The organism is Ornithinibacillus sp. 4-3, from assembly GCF_040958695.1.
GTDB lineage: Bacteria > Bacillota > Bacilli > Bacillales > Amphibacillaceae > CALAMD01.
Genome location: NZ_CP162599.1, coordinates 2,188,732 through 2,206,058, shown reverse-complemented (window position 1 = coordinate 2,206,058; position 17,327 = coordinate 2,188,732). Strand labels below are relative to the sequence as shown.

At 33.5% G+C, this 17,327-nt stretch carries 19 protein-coding genes and 2 tRNA genes; 17 read left to right on the top strand and 4 right to left on the bottom strand.

All coding sequences use genetic code 11. The features are described 5' to 3' along the window. The first annotated feature begins 287 nt into the window (after positions 1 to 287). The 3 genes from AB4Y30_RS10865 to AB4Y30_RS10855 all read left to right on the top strand — a co-directional run bounded on the left by AB4Y30_RS10865 (position 288) and on the right by AB4Y30_RS10855 (position 2,532). Positions 288 to 1,349 (top strand): hypothetical protein, encoded by a 1,062-nt coding sequence (locus AB4Y30_RS10865; protein ID WP_368652254.1) that lies wholly within the window; start codon positions 288 to 290, stop codon positions 1,347 to 1,349. Positions 1,350 to 1,584: 235 nt separating this feature from the next. Then, complete coding sequence (locus AB4Y30_RS10860; protein WP_368652253.1) at positions 1,585 to 1,866, top strand: hypothetical protein; 282 nt, start codon at positions 1,585 to 1,587, stop codon at positions 1,864 to 1,866. A gap of 393 nt (positions 1,867 to 2,259) precedes the next feature. After that, positions 2,260 to 2,532: a hypothetical protein gene (locus tag AB4Y30_RS10855; protein WP_368652252.1), complete on the top strand. Its 273-nt coding sequence runs from the start codon at positions 2,260 to 2,262 to the stop codon at positions 2,530 to 2,532. Between the two features lie 181 nt (positions 2,533 to 2,713). Here AB4Y30_RS10855 and AB4Y30_RS10850 read toward each other — a convergent pair whose 3' ends face one another. Next, on the bottom strand, positions 2,714 to 2,938 hold the full coding sequence (locus tag AB4Y30_RS10850; protein WP_368652251.1) for a LuxR C-terminal-related transcriptional regulator: 225 nt from the start codon (positions 2,936 to 2,938) through the stop codon (positions 2,714 to 2,716). A 439-nt stretch (positions 2,939 to 3,377) separates the two neighbouring features. Here AB4Y30_RS10850 and AB4Y30_RS10845 point away from each other — a divergent pair, with 439 nt between their 5' ends. The 5 genes from AB4Y30_RS10845 to AB4Y30_RS10825 all read left to right on the top strand — a co-directional run bounded on the left by AB4Y30_RS10845 (position 3,378) and on the right by AB4Y30_RS10825 (position 7,072). Beyond that, complete coding sequence (locus tag AB4Y30_RS10845) at positions 3,378 to 3,836, top strand: MarR family winged helix-turn-helix transcriptional regulator (RefSeq protein ID WP_368652250.1); 459 nt, start codon at positions 3,378 to 3,380, stop codon at positions 3,834 to 3,836. Positions 3,837 to 3,908: 72 nt separating this feature from the next. Beyond that, entirely contained in the window at positions 3,909 to 4,982 is a 1,074-nt protein-coding gene (locus AB4Y30_RS10840) for a GerMN domain-containing protein (RefSeq protein ID WP_368652249.1), read from the top strand. A gap of 208 nt (positions 4,983 to 5,190) precedes the next feature. Beyond that, positions 5,191 to 5,952 carry a ribonuclease PH gene (gene rph, locus AB4Y30_RS10835; protein ID WP_368652248.1) on the top strand — a complete coding sequence of 254 codons (762 nt, stop codon included), beginning with the start codon at positions 5,191 to 5,193 and terminating at the stop codon, positions 5,950 to 5,952. A gap of 3 nt (positions 5,953 to 5,955) precedes the next feature. Then, positions 5,956 to 6,552, top strand: a complete 597-nt coding sequence (locus tag AB4Y30_RS10830; protein ID WP_368652247.1) for an XTP/dITP diphosphatase — start codon at positions 5,956 to 5,958, stop codon at positions 6,550 to 6,552. Positions 6,553 to 6,574: 22 nt separating this feature from the next. Then, positions 6,575 to 7,072, top strand: coding sequence for a metallophosphoesterase family protein (locus AB4Y30_RS10825; RefSeq protein ID WP_368652246.1), 498 nt, complete (start codon positions 6,575 to 6,577; stop codon positions 7,070 to 7,072). Positions 7,073 to 7,160: 88 nt separating this feature from the next. Here the strand turns inward: AB4Y30_RS10825 and AB4Y30_RS10820 are convergent, their stop codons facing one another. After that, positions 7,161 to 7,844: a TetR/AcrR family transcriptional regulator gene (locus AB4Y30_RS10820; protein WP_368652245.1), complete on the bottom strand. Its 684-nt coding sequence runs from the start codon at positions 7,842 to 7,844 to the stop codon at positions 7,161 to 7,163. Between the two features lie 11 nt (positions 7,845 to 7,855). Between AB4Y30_RS10820 and AB4Y30_RS10815 the strand changes: the two genes are divergently transcribed. The 4 genes from AB4Y30_RS10815 (at position 7,856) to AB4Y30_RS10800 (ending at position 10,837) form a co-directional block, all read left to right on the top strand. After that, complete coding sequence (locus tag AB4Y30_RS10815) at positions 7,856 to 8,431, top strand: gluconate 2-dehydrogenase subunit 3 family protein (protein ID WP_368652244.1); 576 nt, start codon at positions 7,856 to 7,858, stop codon at positions 8,429 to 8,431. Between the two features lie 21 nt (positions 8,432 to 8,452). Then, positions 8,453 to 10,162, top strand: a complete 1,710-nt coding sequence (locus AB4Y30_RS10810; RefSeq protein ID WP_368652243.1) for a GMC family oxidoreductase — start codon at positions 8,453 to 8,455, stop codon at positions 10,160 to 10,162. Between the two features lie 22 nt (positions 10,163 to 10,184). Then, entirely contained in the window at positions 10,185 to 10,376 is a 192-nt protein-coding gene (locus tag AB4Y30_RS10805) for a twin-arginine translocase TatA/TatE family subunit (protein WP_368652242.1), read from the top strand. Between the two features lie 188 nt (positions 10,377 to 10,564). Beyond that, positions 10,565 to 10,837 (top strand): zf-TFIIB domain-containing protein, encoded by a 273-nt coding sequence (locus AB4Y30_RS10800; RefSeq protein WP_368652241.1) that lies wholly within the window; start codon positions 10,565 to 10,567, stop codon positions 10,835 to 10,837. Positions 10,838 to 11,161: 324 nt separating this feature from the next. Here the strand turns inward: AB4Y30_RS10800 and AB4Y30_RS10795 are convergent. Together AB4Y30_RS10795 and AB4Y30_RS10790 are read right to left on the bottom strand one after the other, a co-directional pair. Next, a tRNA-Arg gene (locus AB4Y30_RS10795) sits at positions 11,162 to 11,235 on the bottom strand. Between the two features lie 12 nt (positions 11,236 to 11,247). Next, positions 11,248 to 11,321 (bottom strand) — tRNA-Gly (locus AB4Y30_RS10790). A 322-nt stretch (positions 11,322 to 11,643) separates the two neighbouring features. Here AB4Y30_RS10790 and AB4Y30_RS10785 point away from each other — a divergent pair. The 5 genes from AB4Y30_RS10785 to AB4Y30_RS10765 all read left to right on the top strand — a co-directional run bounded on the left by AB4Y30_RS10785 (position 11,644) and on the right by AB4Y30_RS10765 (position 17,159). Further along, complete coding sequence (locus tag AB4Y30_RS10785) at positions 11,644 to 12,423, top strand: IclR family transcriptional regulator (protein ID WP_368652240.1); 780 nt, start codon at positions 11,644 to 11,646, stop codon at positions 12,421 to 12,423. Positions 12,424 to 13,138: 715 nt separating this feature from the next. Next, entirely contained in the window at positions 13,139 to 14,722 is a 1,584-nt protein-coding gene (locus AB4Y30_RS10780) for an amidohydrolase family protein (RefSeq protein WP_368652239.1), read from the top strand. Positions 14,723 to 14,771: 49 nt separating this feature from the next. Next, positions 14,772 to 15,881, top strand: a complete 1,110-nt coding sequence (locus tag AB4Y30_RS10775) for a hypothetical protein (protein ID WP_368652238.1) — start codon at positions 14,772 to 14,774, stop codon at positions 15,879 to 15,881. A 21-nt stretch (positions 15,882 to 15,902) separates the two neighbouring features. After that, entirely contained in the window at positions 15,903 to 16,664 is a 762-nt protein-coding gene (locus tag AB4Y30_RS10770) for a creatininase family protein (protein ID WP_368652237.1), read from the top strand. 30 nt (positions 16,665 to 16,694) lie between these two features. Beyond that, on the top strand, positions 16,695 to 17,159 hold the full coding sequence (locus AB4Y30_RS10765; RefSeq protein ID WP_368652236.1) for a RidA family protein: 465 nt from the start codon (positions 16,695 to 16,697) through the stop codon (positions 17,157 to 17,159). Positions 17,160 to 17,327 lie beyond the last annotated feature (168 nt).

Genomic DNA, 17,327 nt, shown 5'->3' with positions numbered 1-17,327 from the left:
CACACCAAAACCGACCTCCCCAAAAATGGAAAGTCGGTTTTGTCTTTAATTGATCTCTACAATTACTTCTTAACACCTAGTTTTTGAATCATATTTGTAATACAATCGCGAGGAGTTTAGAGTATTTATCCTTTAATTATTAAATGTTTCACACTATCTACCCAATAAAATGTTTTTGGGTAAAAGTATTATAATATAGGAAAAATTAAATGGTTATAGAGAAAATAGCTATCACCACTTCCATTTTATGGTAATATTTAACTATTACTATTTATAGGGGTGGGTTTATGAAGAAGGTATTATTTTTATTTATGTTAATTTTATTTTTAGCTGGTTGTGGTAGTGATAAACAGTCTAAAGCTGAAATTCCAGAAAATTCAGGGGATGAAGTAGAACAGTTGAAAGAAGAACTAGAAATCTCATCTTTAGAAATAAGGGACATGTTCGGTAGAATTTTGGTTACTGGTACAATTGAGAATGCTCCTGAAGATTTAGAAGTGACAGTTAAGGTAACCGGAATAGAAAATGATTATACAGCGACTGATGAACAAGGAATAAATAAGTTCGGTGTTTTTATAACTGATCAATTTAGTCAAAGTGGAGATCCTTTAGAAAGCGGAGAGTACAATATAGAAATTAATGTTAAAGATTATGATGTAAGCCACCAAGAAACTTTTGTAGTTGATTTTGAACCTAAAGTATCTGATGATGATAAATCAGAAGATGCGGAAGAAGAAACATCAGAGGATGAATCAGAGGAAACAACAGAGGAAACCACAGAAACAGAAATAGAAGCGGAAGATATTGTAGAAACAATTTCTCGTGATCAGATGATTCAAGATATTGTGAATTTAATTGATGAAGGTTTAGCTTTCGATACAGGTTCATATATCAAAGGAGATATACCGAAGGGTGAATATGCATTTGTTACATTTGACGGAAGTGGTCAATACTATGCTGAAAAAGAAATAAGTGGAAGTATTATTGACAATGAAAACTTTGATAGTTTTGGTTATGTGTATGTACATGAAGAAGGAAATGTGGAAACAAAAGGCGCATTGGTAAAAGTTGAAGCTCTAGGTGATTTAGGGGTTTCTGGTGCAAAAGAACTTTATGAAATATTAAATGAACTAGAAGATTATAAAGGTTCAGGCTGGTATAAAGTTGGTTTGGATATTGAACCAGGAGAATACGTTATTGAAAGTATTGGCGATGGATATGTTGCAGTTATGAATGGACCAGTGGGTAATACTAACATAGATAATAATGAAAACTTTAATGGGAAATTCGCTGTTAATGTAAAAGATGGTCAATATTTAAAAATTTCAAGAGGTACAATAGCTGAATAGAGCAAAAGTACTTTTGTAAAGACATCTCATCATGAGATGTCTTTTTTATGGAGAATATCATTATGGGTTTAGATGGCGGATAAGAAAAGGGGAAGAGATGCAATTTCGTTGAGTTAATATGAATTTTTACCCCTCCACACCCAACTAAAAGTAAAACGAATATTAATCCAAACAATACCTTCTTCCATAAAACCAAAATGTAGATGAACAATTAGCTAAAGATGCAATGCAAGTTATGGACAGAATCTTAGACAACATAGATAAAAATATTGCAATTGAAGATGTGAGTGAAGATGACTACAAACTTTTTGAAAGATATACGAATAAATATATTACTCAAACGGATGTTATTCCAGTTGTAATAGGGGGAGTAAACAAATCAATTAATACTGCAGTAAGTGGTTCGCTTGCTAGGTTCGCCAAAGGAGCATCATTAGAATCAGATAAAGAAAGACTGAAAGAATATTATGAGTATATGATTGAAGTTATTGAGAAAGGTGAATCAGCTGCCAATTAAAACTAAGTCACTCGTATTTCTTTTTCAAAGAGAGGAAACACCATGAATCTAGATAAAATAGTAGAATGGATAAGCCAAAGTTAAAAAGGTATGGATCTACCAAGCAAAAGAATGATGAAAACTTTACTTTGAGTTCATTTATTCTATTTCATGGTGAAATTTAACTATTACATTATCAAATTACAAGACAAATATAAAATTACTTTTGTATTCTATGATGATGCACAATAACTACAATTTGTGAAGTGGTAAGTATGTGTAAATTAAGTTTCACGTACAAAAATCACTTTAAGCTCTTGTCTAATTTTCATAATAAACACAGGTTAAACATTTAACTCTTCTGAGCCTTGCAGAATATGATATTGCATCAATATTAATAATTAAAGAAGGTTGATGCTCGTGGAATATAACAAGCAAGACGAACAGTCTAAATTAAATGTTGAAGATATTAATATAGCGTATAGTTTGAAATTGGCTTTACTGGGTGGAATATTATCCACTATTGGTGATGCAATAGCAGCATATTCAGCAAAAATTGCCATTGATGAAACCATTCAAGAACAACTTTCACAAAGCAACGAAAATAATAACCAAGAAGAACGGTTAAAGTCGATGGAAAAACAAATTGAATTATTGCAAAGACGGTTAGATGAATTAGTAAAATAATTGTCTTATAGGGCTCTTGTCTGAATAACTGAGGATACTAAATAACGAATAGCGTTGTCTAGTATCTTTTTCATTTGAATACGAGTATTTTGCATGCAAATAATTAAGGATAATCAATAATTTTTAATTAAAATCTCCAACACAAAAACCGACTTCCACAAAAATGGAAAGTCGGTTTTGTTTAGAGCTTCAATTCCCCCATACGAAGAAGCTCTACTACTGCTTGCGATCGCCCCTTAACACCGAGTTTTTGAATCGTATTAGAAACGTGATTCCTAACAGTTTTTTCAGATATGAATAATTCAGCAGCAATTTCTTTCGTTGTTTTGTCCTGAACTAGTAATTCAAAGACTTCTCGTTCCCGCTTTGTTAAAACATTGTTTGGCCTATAATGAGAGTCATTCAATTGGCAACCCCTCCTTGCTGTTATAGAACTGCATATGAAGGGAAGTTATTTAGTCAATATTAAGATATGTCACAAAGTCAAGTATGGTGCATAGTTAGATGCACATAAAATAGTATAAGATTCGTTGAATTATCACAATCTCAATGATTTGAAGTCAATAAAGATGAAAAACAAATGACCATTTTGCTGTTTTTTGTTAAACTTTAATGAATAGAATGGGCTGCATGTTGTGTGTTTTAAAAGACAATGGCTCAATCTAAACAAGCTTCACATCTGAAGACATGAGTAGAAGCTATATGTACTATTTTAAAATTTAGAATTAATGTATGAAAAATGGATACAGCATGAGAAGGATCTGAATTGATGTTTAATAATCTGATTTAAAATCTAAGCATCATTTTCGGGTCAGGACGGTTGATGGAGAGAAGGAGTGATTTATTTGGAGAACATAGAAAAGTCTATTGTTGAATCAGAAATTCAACTACGTAAAATCGCAGGAATGATAAAACGAAAAGGAAGAAATATATTAACAAGCTATCCAATTACGTCACCACAGTTTGCTGCATTATATTGTGTGATAGAAGAGGGAGACTTAACGATTGGTGAATTGTCTAATCGTATTGGTTTGGCGTTTAGTACTACAACAGATATTGTCGACCGTATGGAAGGGAATGGCCTGGTAAAAAGAGTGCGTGATGAAAAGGATCGTCGGGTTGTGCGTATTCACGCACTTGATAAGGGGCGTGAAATTCTTAGAGAAGTTATTCATAAGCGTCAAGAATATTTAGGAGAAGTACTTGATGGAATGCCGAATGCACAAATTGATCAGTTAAATGAATTACTAGCTTTATTATTAGATCGTATGCAGATTGTCGATGAAAAATATATTTCTCGTTAGAATGCTAGGTCTAAATAGCAACTTACTCTCGTATAAATGATAGTACAAACTGTCATAATAGGAGGGAACAATGTGCATTTAGCTACAATTATTAAACGAGCATCATGGATAATCATGATTATTTTATTAGCAGGGTGTTTTCAGGGAGAACAGACGTTAGAGGAAATGGACATGCCACAGATAGATTATTCGGAGCAAGAGAGTGCCGCTAAGCGCGTGCAGGGAGAAGAGGATGAACCAGAGGAAGAGCCTGAAGCTTCTAGTGTATTTCGAGAGTTATTTTTACTAGATGCAAATGGAATGGTTGCACCACAATCTATTGAGATGCCACTACTTCCATCATATGAGGTTGCCACACAAGCATTAGAGTATCTCGTTCGAGGCGGACCAATTACGCCATCACTTCCAAATGGTTTTCAAGCAGTGCTTCCTGAAGGAACAGAAGTTCTTGGGATGGATTTACAAAAAGATGGTACATTAGTTGTTGATTTTTCCGAAGAATTTAAGGAGTATGCTGAACAGGAAGAATTGAAGATTTTACAAGCAATGACATATACACTGACACAGTTTGAAAATGTAGAGCGGATAAAACTTCATATCGCTGGTGAGCCAATTTCAGAAATGCCTGTAGCTGGAACTCCAATTTCACAGGGATATTCTAGAGCAAATGGAATTAATCTACTGAATAATGATATAACAGATTTCCTTCAGAGTGAGACAGAAACTATTTATTATCCAGCACAGTACCAAGATCAAGATTATTATATTCCAGTTACTCAATATATGGAGAAAAATGATGAGGATAAGATTGAAACAATTGTTAACTCACTATTAGGTGGTACAAGCTTGTTATTTACAACTAATATTGTCCATGTATTTCATCCAGATGCTGGATTAGCTGAGCCACCAACAATTGAAGATGGTGTGGTTACACTGCATTTCAATGAAATGATTTTAGAGGATGTTGATCAACAAATTATCTCAGATGAAGTTGTTGAAACACTTGTAAGAACATTAACAGAACAACCTACCATTGAAGCAGTACAGATCAAAGTAAGTAACATGGATAGCTTGAAACGTGAAAATGGAGAAAGCTACGATGAGCCTGTAACAAAAGAAAGTTTTTCTACAAAGGATAAACTATAAGCTCAATCTAAATAATAAAGACAACATGTTATGTGATATAAGTGTGTATTTGTTTAAATACGCATGACAAATAAAAGGCTACTTCATAACCATGGCTAATTGTAATTTGGCTATGATTATGAAGTTTTTCTTTTTGAATAGAAAGGGTTTTACATGTTGATGCTAGAAAAATATGATAAGATTGTGAGTGAACTTAGGAGGTAGATGTATGTTAAGAAAAGATCAACGAAAAGAAAACGAATTACGACCGATTACAATGATTCCAAATTTTGTTAAACACCCAGAGGGATCTGTTTTAATAGAGGTTGGAGATACGAAGGTTATTTGTAATGCAAGTATTGAAAATCGTGTACCTCCATTTTTGCGTGGACAGGGTAAAGGATGGATTACGGCTGAATATGCGATGCTACCAAGAGCGACGGACCAGCGTAATATTAGAGAATCCTCTAAAGGAAAAGTTAGCGGACGAACAATGGAAATTCAACGGTTAATTGGTAGAGCTTTACGTTCTGTTGTAGATTTAAATAAAATAGGGGAACGTACAATTTGGATTGACTGTGACGTTATTCAAGCAGATGGTGGAACAAGAACAGCTTCGATTACAGGAGCATTTGTTGCATTAGTGCTTGCTTGTGGAAATTTATTAGAAAATAAGACACTAGAAAAAATGCCAGTAACAGACTTTTTAGCAGCCATTTCTGTTGGAGTTCTTCCAGAAGGTAACGCTGTACTAGATTTAAATTATGAAGAGGATTTTCGTGCGGATGTAGATATGAATATTGTAATGACAGGTTCAAAAGAATTTGTAGAAATCCAAGGTAGTGGAGAAGAAGCTACATTTAATGCGAAAGATTTACAAGCTATGCTTGGATTAGCGGAAGAAGGAATGGAGCAGTTATTTGCTCAGCAAAAGGAAATTTTAGGGGAATTAGCAGATAAAATTGGAGCAAAGGAACCTGAAGGGGAATAAATCATGAAGAAAATCATTATTGCAACGAAGAATAAAGGAAAAGCAAAAGAGTTTGCAGCTTTTTTCGAAGCCTATGATATTCAAGCAGTTTCCTTACTTGATATGGTTCCAGAAATTCATGATATTGCTGAGACAGGAGCTACATTTATTGAAAATGCAGTTATTAAAGCAGAAGAAACAGCTAATTTCTATCAACAAGCGGTATTGGCTGATGATTCTGGATTAGTAATTGATGCATTAGACGGAAGACCAGGTGTTTATTCAGCACGTTATGCTGGTGAGCAAGCTACAGATCAAGCAAATATAGATAAAGTGATGAGTGAATTAGCAGAAGTTCCATTGGAAGATAGAACCGCTCGCTTTGTCTGTGTATTAGCAATTGCTGAGCCAGGTAAAGAGACCTTCCATCAAATTGGTTATTGTGAAGGAAAAATTGCTTTCGAACAAAAAGGAATGAACGGCTTTGGTTATGATCCAATTTTTATTCCTAATGGTTACGAGCTAACAATGGCTGAACTTTCTGCAGATGAGAAAAATAAGATTAGCCACCGAAATGATGCTTTAGAAAAATTACAAGCTTATTTAAGTGTACTAAAATAAAACTAGGAGGGGAGATTGTATAATGACACGTGTATTAATTGTTAGTGATAATCATGGATTAATTGACGAGGTTGCAGCAATTAAAGCAAGACATGAAATTGACTACATGATTCATTGTGGGGATTCTGAGCTAGCATTTGACCATCCTGTGTTAGAAAAGATGATTAAAGTTGCGGGGAATTGCGATCATAATACACAATTTCCCTTAGAAGAACAGTTTGAAATCGATCAGCTTTCTTTTTATGTAGTGCATGGGCATACTTATGATGTGAAAAAAGATTTATTTACACTCTCCTATCGTGCTCAAGAAGTGAATGTGGATGTTGTTTGCTATGGACATAATCATATTGTTGGTGCAGAGAAAATTGGTCAACAACTATTTATTAACCCAGGAAGTGTCTACGTGTCCAAATCAGCCTCCCCTGAATCTTATGCAGTGATGGAATGGGAAGATAAGGATAGTATAAAAGTAAGCTTTTATACAGTGGACGGAAAAGAATTGGAGCGTTTGGAGTTTTAAATAAATATAGATAAGGATTTTATGTGATGAGCTCGGTAAGGATATCGAGCTCATTTTTTTATGGCTAAAATCCAAATAAATTTGATGATTACTCCGTTTTTAAGGAATTTCTCTCCAAAGGAAGCTGTTGATAAGGACCCTTAAGTATGGTAGTTAAAAGGATTTTTGCCATGTATTCACTAGAATATTTAAAATCATTTTCAATCCACCATATAATTACTTCCAAAAATGTAGCTTCATAAATCTTGATAATAATTTCTCTTGGAGCATTTAAATTTGAATCATCAGGTTCAAATTGATCCAAACCAACCGCCACAAGTTCATGGAATATATTCATTAGCCCAGAGGTAAATAGTTTATTTCTTTCTTTTACAAGTAATACATTAAAAAGATATTTATGTTTTCGAACCGTTTCAAAAATATGAACAAAATTTGGGTGAGGTTTATTACTAAAGAAATCATAAATATTTGGTGCAATAATGATTCCCTTTTGAATTTCGCTGAAAATATGTTCGATGCATTGATGAATAAGATCATATTTATCCCGAAAATGAAGATAAAATGTTGCTCTATTCACAGTGGACTTTTCAGCTATGTCTTTAACGGTAACTTTTTCAAATCCTTTTTCATCTATTAATTGAATAAGAGATTCTGTAATTACGTGATTCTGGTTTTGCTGCTGGTGGATTATTAGCTGGTAGTGTTTTCGGAGGATTATTATTTGATAATCAAAAGGTAAAAGTCGAAGAAAAAATAGTTGAAAGTCATTCAAATCGGGCGCTTATGTATTTTAATTTAGAAGAATTTCGAACAGTTGAAGCAGCGGCAGAAAGGATTTTTCCAAAAGATGAATTAGGACCAGGGGCAAAGGAATTGGATGTTGCCTATTTTATTGATCATCAACTAGCATCTCCATGGGGAAACAGTACAAGAGAATATATGCAAGGTCCTTTTTATCCAGGAGAAGCTACGCAAGGATATCAAGGAAGACAAACAAATGCTCAAATTTTCATGCTTGGATTAAAGGGGCTTCAAACTTATTCTACATCATCACATAATGATAATTTTGAAAATCTAACGGAGGAGCAGCAAGATAATATCTTGATAGATTTTGAGGATTTAGAAGGTAAGAACAAGGTGAAGCTATCTGGTATTTCATCTGCACAATTCTTTGCGATGTTACAATCGCTAACAATAGAAGGTGTCTACTCAGATCCAATGTATGGTGGTAATAGCGACATGGAAGGCTGGAAAATGAAAAATTTCCCTGGCCATCAAATGTCCTACATGGATGTTATAGAAGAGAAGAATTTTGTAGAGAAGGACCCACATAGCTTAAGCTCCATGCATAAACATTAATCGTAGTGAGGTGGTATCAAAATGGCAACAAAATTACCAAAGGTTGATGCAGTAGTAGTTGGTGTTGGTTGGGCTGGTGGAATCATTGCCTCTGAACTGACAAAACAGGGAATGAAGGTAGTTGGACTTGAGCAAGGAAAGGAGCGGAAAACAGAAGATTTCCTAACGGCTCATGATGAACTCCGATATGTTCAACGAAAAGAACTAATGCAAGATTTATCTAAGGAAACATTAACTTTTAGAAATAATACTAGTCAGCGTGCTCTGCCAATGAGAAAAATGTCTGCTTTTAGTATAGGTACAGGCGTAGGTGGAGCAGGAGTTCATTGGAATGGATTTACTCATTTATTTTTAGACTATGATTTCCAAATTAGAAGTAAAACCATTGAACGTTACGAAGAGGGTAAGATCCCCGAAGATATGACAATTCAAGATTGGGGTATCACAGAAGAATTGATTGATCCTTATTATGAAAAATTCGTTAACATGGCAGGGATTTCTGGAGAAGCAAATCACTTTCGACCCAAAAATTGGGAATACCCAACTCCTCCAATGAAGAAAACAGAGAAAATGGATATTTTTATAAAAACAACAGAGAAGATGGGTTTACATCCTTTTATTTCACCATCAGCAAACTTATCAGAGAATTATACAAACCCTGATGGAATCTCAAGAGTCGCTTGTCAATATTGTGGATTTTGTGATCACTTCGGCTGTGAGTATGGAGCAAAAGCAGATCCATTAGTTACTGTATTACCTGTTGCAAATGAGACAGGTAATTTTGAGTTAAGAGCTCATTCTCATGTTGTAGATATCATTCATGATGGAGAAAAAGCTTCAGGTGTTAGGTACATCAATACATTAACGGGTGAAGAATTTATTCAAGAAGCTGAAATCGTAATTCTTGCTGCATATACTTTTTCTAATACAAAATTAATGCTAGTATCTAATATAGGTAAACCATATGATCCTGAAACAGGTGAAGGTGTAGTTGGTAAAAATTATAGTGACCATTTCTTAAGTATGGCATTTGGATTCTATGATAATAAACAATTTAATGATTATGCAGGTGCTGGTGCCCTAGGTGTATCTATTGACGATTACAATGGTGATTTCTTTGATCATTCTGATTTAGATTTTCTCCATGGAGGGCTTATTAGTATGAGTCAGGTTGGAACAAGACCAATTGGAGGTAACTTAGCACCGCTTGGAACTCCAGGTTGGGGGAAAGAGTATAAGAAAAACTCCATCCATTATTTTAATAGACAATTAATGGTATTTTCTCAATCAGCAGCAATGCCAAATAGATATAATTATTTAAGCCTTGATCCTACCTATAAAGATGCTTATGAGCAGCCTTTACTTAGAATGACAGTAAATCATACAGATAATGAACGAGCATTACATACCTTTATGACTAACCGCTGTCAAGAAATCGTCCAAGAAGCAGGTGCGGATCATGTTATGGCATTTGACCAATTAGGAGATTATAATATTGGCGCATTCGTGCCAGAACACAGTATTGGTGGTACAATAATGGGAGAGGATCCTAATACTTCAGTTGTAAACAATTACTCTCAAGTTTGGGATATGGAAAATGTATTCATTTTAGGCGCATCCACTTTTGCTAATCAAAGTGGGGTAAACCCTACAGGAACACTTGGTGCATTAGCATATCGAGCTGCTGAAGGGATCCAGAAATATGCCAAACAAGGTGGATTACTAGTCTAATTGACGATGGAGGAATTTAGAAATGGCACAAATAGGTATACCAGGCTTAATACTAATTTTAGTTGTTGCATTAATTATTTTTGGACCGAAGAAATTACCCGAACTAGGTAAAGCAGTTGGACAAACATTACGTGAGTTCAAAAGTGGTACAAAAAATTTAATGGCAGATGATGATGATGAAACTGGGAAAGAAAAGGAAAAAGAAAAGCAGTAAAGATTTGTATTTAACTTTTATAAAAATATCCTGATATAGATTATATATTTGTATTAGGATATTTTTAGGTTTTTATGCTCATCTGAAACATATTTTCATACCTAAAAAGAACCTTAAAAATAATATTGACAATATATTTGACTCCACCTGTTTTATAAATATAAAATACAGAAAAGGAGGTAGTTGAATTGAATTGTCCAGTATGTGATGATATTAGAATGAGAGAAGTAGATAAAGAAGGAGTAACAATAGATGTTTGCCCTCAGTGTAAAGGGGTATGGTTAGATCGCGGAGAATTAGATAAGTTAATGGGTGGTATGAGAGAAATCCGTGACGACTTTAACGATTGGCATAGAGAACGCTATAAAGACGATTACTATAGAAAAGACGATTCAAAGTACTATCATAAGAAAAAGAGAAAAAAGAATTTCCTAGACAGAATTGGTGACATTTTCGATTGATGAAGTAATTAAATAACGAAAAATATAAAAGGAAAACATCTCATAAGTGAGATGTTTTTTTGAGTGTAATATTAACTGTGTAAGTGAGAGCGTACGGCCCTTACTTCGCAGTTAATTTTTTATTAGTAGAATAAAACTATAACGTTTGGGAGGTTATTTTATTGTACAGCCAATATTATACAACCATTTAAGTCCAACGGCCATGAATGATCGAGTCCGAAAGCCCCGTTCATAAAAAGATTAATAACACAAAAATACCGTCTATATCAACGGATGTAACTTCGACAGTTAAACGTTGGTATGACGGACTTTATCACTTAGAAGCGTCCCAGGGAGGATTCGAACCCCCGACCCACAGCTTAGAAGGCTGTTGCTCTATCCTACTGAGCTACTGAGACAAAAAAATAATATGGAGCGGGTGATGGGAATCGAACCCACGACAACAGCTTGGAAGGCTGTAGTTTTACCACTAAACTACACCCGCAACTTGTAGCAACAAAAATTATTATATGATTATTTTGTGCATTTGTCAATATATTTTGGAGTTTATTATTTTATGGATTTTAAAATTGAATATATCAATAAAAAAATAGGAAAATGAGAATCGTATTTATTGTGATAATAGTGTTCATGATAGTCCGGAGATTTATAAATATTTTATGATCATTCAAGTCTATTTCAGTTCTTGATAAATTTATAATCTCCTTTTAAAACTCAGAAAATCAGTTTACATATATTTTTCAAATTGATACTATATATTCACTGAGTGAAACCAAATATTTTTAGAAAGAATTAGGTGATAAAAAATGAGTGAAACACAGAAAAATTCTAATCGCTATACTATTAACTCCATTGATAAAGCTTTGGATTTATTAGAAATATTATCAGAAAAATCTTTTAATCTTTTAGAGCTAGTGGAACAGTTAGATCAGCCAAAATCTTCAATATATCGAATGATAACTACATTCGAAAAACGCGGTTATATTACGAGAGAAAAAGAAGATGGTAAATACTGTTTAGGTTTGAAAATGCTTGAACTTACTAAGAATTTATTAGAAAAAAACACTTTGATTAGTGTTGCCAACGCTGAAATGCAAAAATTAGTTTCTAAAACAGGTGAATCTGTAAATCTCGGTGTCCTTGATGGTAATGAGATATTATATGTTGCTGTATTTGAAGGTGAACATCAACTGAAATTTACTGAAGCATTAGGATCGAAATCTCCAATTCATGCTACTGCTATTGGTAAAACGTTAGCTGCGTATTTGCCAAATGAACAACTGAATGAGCTACTACAAGAGATAGAATTCAAAAAAATAACTCCTAATACGATTACTAACAAAACAGAGTTTAATAAAGAGCTTGAGTTTGTAAGAGAAAAAGGGTATGCCCTGGATAATGAAGAAATAGCAATAGGAGCAAGATGTATAGCTGCACCTATTTTTGATATGTTCGGAAATATTGAAGCGGCAATCAGCATTTCGGGTGCAGTTCATCGTTTATCAAATGAACAATTCAATGAAATGACAAACGAAGTGGTAAGTAGTGCTCAAAGTATTTCACGAAAGTTAGGGTTTGATAAATAACACATTTTCTAGAATGCTGCTCTGTGCATTTATCTATTCTTAAGGTGAGTATCAAAATTTCCTTAACAGAATTGTGGATTTTGATACTACACCGATAAGGGTGTAGCATATCGTTTTGTAGAAAAATTTAAAAGTACATTAATTTTTGAATTAAGACCTGTAATCCTCTACCGCCTCTTTAAAATTTAAAGCTTAAATTCATAGTTCAAATTACTTTCTATTCTTCGGTAACCTCTTCTTAATGTAACTAATACATTATTTTCAAAACCAACCCTAATCCTATAAATACTTGTTTACTATTAATCCTCTTTAATCTAAGATGCCATCAACCTATAAATTAGACTCTCTTATATCAAATAATATTAATTAATCACTGAAGGTAACATTTAAATTCTTTCCTTTATCAAGTGGTTAATAATTTTTTGTGTTGTCTAAATATAATTCTATAAAAATTTATAGTCAGGAAATTAAATCTTTAAATATTTCAGAAAATACTTGCGCTATTTTTTCGAAAATGATACCATGAGTTCATCAGATGAAACCTGAGTTTTGTTTTGGTGATTTTTTAATGAGGGAGGAATAAATTTAAATGAAATTTTCATTCTTTCACAAGTAGGTGATGTCTTTTCTGACTGGAACTTAGAACTTTAGAAAGAACCTTTGATGTTAGTGAATAAAAAAATTAGAGCAAACCATGAATCAAGGAGTGAAAAACTTGAGTGTTGATGTTTTAATAAAAAACGGTATTTTAATTGATGGTTTAGAAAACACAAGATATAAAGCTAATATAGTAATAGATAAAGGGAAGATAATAAAAATTGGCAGTTCAGAATTAGATGTGAATGCAAAAGAAATAATTGATGCACAAGGACAAATAATTGCTCCAGGATTTATAGATACGCATACTCATTCAGATTTAATGTTGCTTTTTAATCGTCAACATTCTAGTGCGCTGTATCAAGGAATTACAACAGAAATTATTGGGCAAGATGGTTTATCATATGCACCTTTAGGAAAAGAAAATTTATCAATGTATGTGAAGTATCTGGCTGGATTGAATGGAAATCCACCTGATATAAACTACAATTGGTCATCGGTTTTAGAATATAGAATGAAATTTAATGGTAATGTAGCAGTAAATACAGCTTATCAAATACCACATGGACCACTTCGGTTAGAGACAGTGGGTATGAAAGATGTATTATTAGACGGTAAAAATTTGGAAAAAGCAAAAATGATACTTGATAAAGGATTAAAAGAAGGTGCAGTAGCATTATCTACGGGATTAAGTTATTATCCATGTTCTTATTCAGATACGGATGAGCTTGTTGAACTTTGCAAAGTAGTAGAAGCTAATAATAGTGTGTTTGTTACTCACATTAGAACTGTGTTTGGTAAAGGTTATATTGACCCGGTAGAAGAGACAATTGAAATTGCGAAAAGATCGGGTGCAAAAGTTCATTTTTCACATTTTAGTACTAGACCTAAAAATGCAGGTAAAGTAAATGAATTAATGGACAGTATAGATAAAGCTTATCAATCAGGAGTGGATGTAAGTTTAGAACTGTATCCTTATAGTAATGGTAGTGGATATGCCGTTGTATTTTTGCCGCCATGGGCTGTAGTGGATGGATACAATAAAACATTAGAAAGACTACGAGACAAAAATTTGCGAGAGTATATTATTAAAGGGATAGAAGAAAATGTAGTGAAATGTGATGGGTATTTTACACATTTGAAATATAATGTCCAATATATCGGCATGACATTTGGGCAAGTTGCAATGGATAGAAAAAAATCTATACCTGACATGATTTGTGATTTATTAATAGAGGAAGAGCTGGAAATTGGTTTTAAAGCCCATCCGCCATTTGAAGATGCAAAGACATGGGATAGGATAGACAAGGATTGCTTGGAATTACTGTCAAGACCGTATTATATGGTAGGTTCCGATAGTATCCCATTAGGTGAAAGTCCACACCCAAGAGCATTTGGTACTTTTCCCAAATTACTTCGTTTAGCTAGAGAGAATGGATTTAGTTTAGAAAAATTAATAAATCGGATGACAAAGGTACCAGCGGATAGATTTGGCTTAAAGAAAAGGGGCTCAATAGAAGTGGGAAATGCGGCAGATATTGTAATTTTTGATAAAAACAGAGTTACGGATACTGCCACATATAAAATGCCAAGAAGTGCTCCGATAGGAATAAGCTATGTTTTAGTAAATGGAAAAGTTGCTGTAAGAAATGAAAAAACAACAGGTATTCTAGCTGGCAAATCGTTAAGTAGAGAAAATTAATCATAAAGATGGTTAGATGTGAAAATTGAAAGATTAATTAGGTGATGTAATGAATATTTATGAAGAGTTGGGAATACCAACCTTAATTAATGCACAAGATTCGGAAACGCGTCTTGGAGGCTCAAGGCTACCAGAAGAAATACGGCAAAAGATGAATGAAGCTAGTCCGTATTTTGTAAAAATAGCAGAGTTAGAAATTAAATTGAGTGAAAGAATTGCTCAGATGACAAATAATGACTCTTGTCTTATCACAAATGGGGCTTCAGCTGGTTTAGCTATTAGTGTAGCGGGTTGTATCACACGAGGAAATGAAAAATTTATTCAACAATTACCTTCTACTGATCAGATACCAAAAAATGAAGCTATTATGTTTAAGGCACAGAGGAATAATTATGATAATGCAATTAGATTGAGTGGAGCAAAATTAATAGAAATTGAATCTAATAAAGAAGATCTTGTATCATCCATTTCAAGAGAAACCGCTTGTATAGTATATTTTGCGGGTGATTTTTATGAAAGTAAAGCAATACCGTTTTTAGAAGTAGTAGAAATAGCTAAAAAATTTGAGATACCTCTAATTGTTGATGCTGCGGCTAATTTACCACCAGTATCCAATCTATGGTTTTATACTAAACAAGGAGCTGATCTAGTTGTTTTTTCAGGTGGGAAAACGCTAAGAGGTCCACAAGCATCAGGATTGATCTTGGGAAAAGAAACATGGATTAATTACTGTAGATTAAACTCAAGCCCTAATAAGTCTATCGGTAGACCAATGAAGGTTGGTAAAGAAGAGATGATAGGAATTTTTTATGCATTGGATAGATACTTGAAATTAGATCATGCCAAGGAAAAAAAGTCACAGGAAAACATGTTAGATTATATGATTGAGAAAATTGAGAAGAGCATACCAGATGTTTCACTGAATAAGATATACCCAGCTCACCATGGACAAGATTATTCACGTCTTAAGATTGAATTTGATGACTCCATGAGGGCCAAATTTTATAAAAATGAATTAGAAAAAGGAAAAAATCCAATCATTATAAATTTATCTTCGGATAGTAAAGCTCTTATAATAAATCCCTTGCATTTAGAAGAAAGTGAAGTAGCTATGATAATTACTAAATTAACTTCATTAATGCATACAAAGTCTAAGTAAAATGAAAGGGGATTGTAATCAATGGATGTACGATTAAGTAAGATGACAACGTTTGAAGCTAAAAACGCACTTGAAGAAGTAAAAGTAGGGATTATTCCAATTGGTTCAACAGAACAACATGGTAGAAATATGACATTAGAAACTGATCTTAGATTAGCAGAAGAGGTAGCCAAATTAATCTCTGAAAAAATGCGTCCAGATTTGATTGTTCTACCATCTATTCCAGTAGGAATCTCTTATCATCATATGAATTTCCCTGGGAGCATGACGATAAGCCCAGCAACATTACAATTGGTTATTGTTGACTATATAAAAAGCATGCAACGCCATGGCTTAAATTCTTTTATTTTATTGAATGGTCATGGTGGTAATCAACCAACTCTATCTAGTGTAGTAAATGTGATTAGATATGAATTCAAAGTGAAAATCAGTAGTTTATTATATTTAAATCTAATATCAAATGAAACAAGAAATCAAGTGACATCTGAGAGATATGGGCATGCTTGTGAAATGGAAACTTCGATAGGTTTATTTTTGGATCCTACTACGGTTAGAGAATCGGAATTAGAAGCTGGTGAATTGAAAGAATATCCAATCCAATTTACAGAGCACGAACGGGGAAATAGAAGAGTTGAAATGCCATATTTTTGGGAAGAGTTATCATCAAATGGTGCTTTCGGTGATGCTACAAAAGCTTCAAGAGAGTTTGGGTATCAGATGATTGAAGAAGTTTTAAACAATCTAGAAATTTTCATTAAAGATTTTATAAATTATAAAGTTTAATACTAACGATAATATATGGGAGTTTTTAAAATGGAGAGTATTAATAATAAACTTGAAGATTTAGGTATAGAGTTACCAATCATTAAAGAACATAGTAAAGGTTTAATTATGATTAGGCAGGATGAGAAGCTACTTTATTGTTCCGGGTCTGGACCGCTTGATTCAAGTGGAATACCAGTAGTAACAGGGAAATTGGGTAGAGAGCTGACACTACAAGAAGGTTATCAAGCTGCCCGACTCTGTGGTTTAAATATACTAGCGCATTTACAAAACTATCTGGGGAATCTGGAAAGAATTGATAAAGTAATAAAAGTGTTTGGTTTAGTGGCTAGCGATCAAGAATTTTTTAATCAGCCTAAAGTTATCCATGGTTTTTCGGATTTAATGGTAGATATTTTTGGTGAAAATGGTAAACATGCTAGAACAGCGATTGGAACTAGTGTGCTTCCAATGAACATTCCTGTTGAGGTAGAAATGATAGTAAAAATAAAATAGATTGATTTCATAAAAATAATTAAAGCACATTATTTAATTATTATTTTACACGATAATAAGTCGGAATATTCCCCTTATTCATATAATAATTCCTCTTAATGCATTGTTCATACTTCTTTGTTTGGAAGAGAGGGGGAATCTGTAAATTGTCCTTTTATATCTGGTTGC

Excerpts from the sequence above, each read along its gene's own strand:
- AB4Y30_RS10810 (WP_368652243.1), top strand. The coding sequence starts at position 8,453 with ATGGCAACAAAATTACCAAAGGTTGATGCAGTAGTAGTTGGTGTTGGT.
- AB4Y30_RS10765 (WP_368652236.1), top strand. The coding sequence starts at position 16,695 with ATGGAGAGTATTAATAATAAACTTGAAGATTTAGGTATAGAGTTACCA.
- AB4Y30_RS10865 (WP_368652254.1), top strand. The coding sequence starts at position 288 with ATGAAGAAGGTATTATTTTTATTTATGTTAATTTTATTTTTAGCTGGT.
- AB4Y30_RS10825 (WP_368652246.1), top strand. The coding sequence starts at position 6,575 with ATGACACGTGTATTAATTGTTAGTGATAATCATGGATTAATTGACGAG.
- AB4Y30_RS10855 (WP_368652252.1), top strand. The coding sequence starts at position 2,260 with ATGCTCGTGGAATATAACAAGCAAGACGAACAGTCTAAATTAAATGTT.
- rph (WP_368652248.1), top strand. The coding sequence starts at position 5,191 with ATGTTAAGAAAAGATCAACGAAAAGAAAACGAATTACGACCGATTACA.
- AB4Y30_RS10785 (WP_368652240.1), top strand. The coding sequence starts at position 11,644 with ATGAGTGAAACACAGAAAAATTCTAATCGCTATACTATTAACTCCATT.
- AB4Y30_RS10830 (WP_368652247.1), top strand. The coding sequence starts at position 5,956 with ATGAAGAAAATCATTATTGCAACGAAGAATAAAGGAAAAGCAAAAGAG.
- AB4Y30_RS10805 (WP_368652242.1), top strand. The coding sequence starts at position 10,185 with ATGGCACAAATAGGTATACCAGGCTTAATACTAATTTTAGTTGTTGCA.
- AB4Y30_RS10775 (WP_368652238.1), top strand. The coding sequence starts at position 14,772 with ATGAATATTTATGAAGAGTTGGGAATACCAACCTTAATTAATGCACAA.
- AB4Y30_RS10815 (WP_368652244.1), top strand. The coding sequence starts at position 7,856 with ATGTATTTTAATTTAGAAGAATTTCGAACAGTTGAAGCAGCGGCAGAA.
- AB4Y30_RS10860 (WP_368652253.1), top strand. The coding sequence starts at position 1,585 with ATGGACAGAATCTTAGACAACATAGATAAAAATATTGCAATTGAAGAT.
- AB4Y30_RS10770 (WP_368652237.1), top strand. The coding sequence starts at position 15,903 with ATGGATGTACGATTAAGTAAGATGACAACGTTTGAAGCTAAAAACGCA.